This is a genomic window from Altibacter sp. HG106, from assembly GCF_028561755.1.
GTDB lineage: Bacteria > Bacteroidota > Bacteroidia > Flavobacteriales > Flavobacteriaceae > DFVG01.
The window spans coordinates 1-3,090 of the sequence record NZ_JAQQTD010000021.1 but is presented as its reverse complement, the minus strand read 5'-3'; the positions used below and the strand labels follow the sequence as shown (position 1 = coordinate 3,090).

The window sequence follows — 3,090 nt, the reverse complement described above, 5'->3', positions numbered from 1 at the left end:
TCAACTTTTTCAAGTTCAAAAACATACCAGTCTGATTCTTGTCCTATTAACCAGACTGGAGCAATCATTATTAGAAATATAGCAATGGATAATATATTTGGGTTGATTTCTTTCATAAATTACTTACAACGGTCTCGGCTATGAGTAGTTGCGTGGGTTAGCACTAACTTTGCAAGTACACACCAAACTGAAAATCCGCGAGGATTTTCAGAAGCAGGCGAGAACAAGCAATTACTTATAGCCATTGTTGTGCGTTCGTTTTTTTTAATCAATTCTTGCACATAGCCAAGTAGCTTCTGCAACAGGTTTATTCCGAACATATGCAATTCCAGATTGTTTTATTAATCGGTTACTAACTCTTATGTTTTTGATAATATATTTAATTTCTTCGTCATAAGTTGCTCCACTCAAAAATTTTACATTTTCCATACTCACCAATCCGAAAAATCCATCTGCTAATCCTGCTTTTTTTACACCTGCTCCTCCGCATTGCGCCATTGATTCAATTAGAATCATTCCAGGAATAAAATCAAAGTCAGGAAAACTACCTGTTAACATTTCATTTTTTGATTTGTTAAAACTTTTTAATCCAACTACTTCTTTTTCGTTCGCAGTTATGATTTTGTCGACAAACAAAAAAGGAAATCTATGTGGAATTAATTCTTCTATTTCGTTTTTCATCTTAATTTTTTTCTAAATGACGCACAACGGTCCGGGCTATCATGTCGGCGGGAGCTTAGGCGGCTGAATGGCAGAACCAAAACGCGGAGCGTTTGTGAGAAGCGGTGATAACCGCGTGCGATTCAGCAGCGCTTGGGAGCCGCCGAATATGTTCATAATATTCCGATGACCTTTTTAGTTTGTTTTAAAGATAGTGTTTTCAGTTTAATAGAATGACCCGATGCATGATAGCCGTTGTTGGCAACTGTGTTTTTATTCAACTGTCAGAGTATAAGGTGTTTTCAAATTTCCAAGCCAATTCTTGTCAAATAAATTCAGTACTTCATTTCTGTTTCTTGCTATTACTGTGTCATTTACAATATAGATTCTCAAATCCGTAAATGGCAGGTCGTCTTTTAATCCGCCGATTGTGTATCCGCAATGAAATTCGTGTCCGTTTTCCACTTTGAATTGAAGTCGGTTATTTTCGTCCGCAATAAATGTTGTTGTCAGTCCCGGGTCAAAATATTCAGTCAATTTTGCATCAACAATTATTTCAGCTCCACTATTATTTTTAATTGAGACAGAATAAGAAGGGTCGCAAGATTGAGTTAAAAGTCCAATCAGAATAACAATTATTATATTAAATTTTGTTTTCATTTTTCGGTTTTTCAACATTGTTGCCAACGGTCCGGGCTATCATACGGCGGGAGCTTAGGCGGCTGAATCGGCAGAACCAAAACGCGAAGCGTTTGTGGGAAGCAGTGTTAGCTGCGTGCGATTCAGCAGTGTTTTGGGAGCCGCCGAATATGTTCATAATATTCCGATGACCTTTTTGTTTGTTTTAAAGATAGTGTTTTCGGTTAAGAAAATGACCCGATGCATGATAGCCGTTGTTGTGTGTAGTTTTTTTAGTATTTGGATTTTAATATAGTAATAAACTTATCAGCATCCTTTTTCTCCATTCTTAATGCATAATATTCTGCAAGGTTTTCTAATCGACTATCACTAAAATCATATAAGTATTTCTGAATCTCATTGGATAATGAGGTTAGGAATATTTCTGGCGATTTTCTTACTCTTTTATAAAACTCGATAAGTTGTGGAAAATGTAAAGAGTTTTTATTTATAAATTCTGGAAAATTTCTAATATCAACATCTATTTTTTCGTCTGAATGTTTTAATACATTGTTCATTATTCTCATTTGATTAATTTCATCAAAACCTTTTAATTTTGATATCTCTATATTTTTTTGTTTGAAAAAGTAAATTAATTCATGCCATTTGAATTTTTTTATTTGATCATCTTCTCCAAAAGCAATTCTCAATAACTTTTTTAAACTTATTTCAAAATGTTTAAATCCATAAATTATTTTTGTTTCACAAATTGCAATAATCTCATCTTCTAAATAAATTAAATCTTGTAAATGATCCATTAATATCGTTTCAAGATCCAGGTCTGTCATATTGAGTCGGTCTTGTAGCTCCCAGAAATCTTCAGATTTTTCTTTTTGAATTTTTGAATGGTACTGATACTTTTCAGAAATTTGATTGCGTTCTTCTATCAAAGATTTAATCAATTTATCTATTGGTCTGTCAAATTTATTGTTAAATTCAAATGAGAAGGTTTCCAATGCATGTTGCTTGGATTGTTTATTAAATCGGATTTGATCTTTCTCATTGAAGTCCATAGGTTTTTAAGAAAAATTACACACAACGGTCCAGGCTATCATGTCGGCGGGAGCTTAGGCGGCTGAATGGCAGAACCAAAACGCGCAGCGTTTGTGGGAAGCAGCGTTAGCTGCGTGCGATTCAGCCAGACTTGGTAGCCGCCGAATATGTTCAAGATATTCCGATGACCTTTTTAGTTTGTTTTAAAGATAGTGTTTTCGGTTAAGAAAATGACCCGATGCATTATAGCCGTTGTTGTGTGTAGTTTGATTTATTCTTTTTTTCGAATCGCAATCATCCTATCAGTGAATCTTTTAATTTCCCGTTTCTGTTTTAATTTATAGCCAAATAAAATTAGGACGAGAGGAAAAAATACAAACCATATTGGGAACATCCAATTTCCTTCAATCAACTGAAAAATTGAAACAACAAGTCCAATTATGATTGCAATTTTCGCTGCAATTGAAATAGGAGCGAGAAAATCAAACCTTAGTTCATAAGATCCATCATCGTTTAAAATTCCAATTAGCCTGCAATTATTCGGTATTTTGTTTGGCTCAAGTTCAAATTTTTTGGGACCTATATAACCACAGTAGAGTCCGTTGGCGATAAGTTTATTTAACGCGCTTACATTCTTATCAGATTTATAAATTAAGTGATTCACTCTGTCCAAATTACACACAACGGCCCTGTATAACATGCTGTAGGGCCTTTTAATTTTTTACAAGTTAATTAAAACTCTGGATTTTCAATTAATTA

General features: G+C 34.1%; 4 protein-coding genes. All 4 read right to left on the bottom strand.

Annotation, left to right across the window (positions count from 1 at the left end; genetic code table 11):
* Positions 1-264: 264 nt before the first annotated feature.
* Positions 265-681 (bottom strand): 3-hydroxyacyl-ACP dehydratase FabZ family protein, encoded by a 417-nt coding sequence (locus PO830_RS14755; protein WP_272854343.1) that lies wholly within the window; start codon positions 679-681, stop codon positions 265-267.
* Positions 682-933: 252 nt separating this feature from the next.
* Positions 934-1,320 carry a hypothetical protein gene (locus tag PO830_RS14750; protein ID WP_272854342.1) on the bottom strand — a complete coding sequence of 129 codons (387 nt, stop codon included), beginning with the start codon at positions 1,318-1,320 and terminating at the stop codon, positions 934-936.
* Positions 1,321-1,571: 251 nt separating this feature from the next.
* On the bottom strand, positions 1,572-2,351 hold the full coding sequence (locus tag PO830_RS14745) for a hypothetical protein (protein WP_272854341.1): 780 nt from the start codon (positions 2,349-2,351) through the stop codon (positions 1,572-1,574).
* Between the two features lie 251 nt (positions 2,352-2,602).
* Complete coding sequence (locus tag PO830_RS14740) at positions 2,603-2,995, bottom strand: hypothetical protein (protein WP_272854340.1); 393 nt, start codon at positions 2,993-2,995, stop codon at positions 2,603-2,605.
* Positions 2,996-3,090 lie beyond the last annotated feature (95 nt).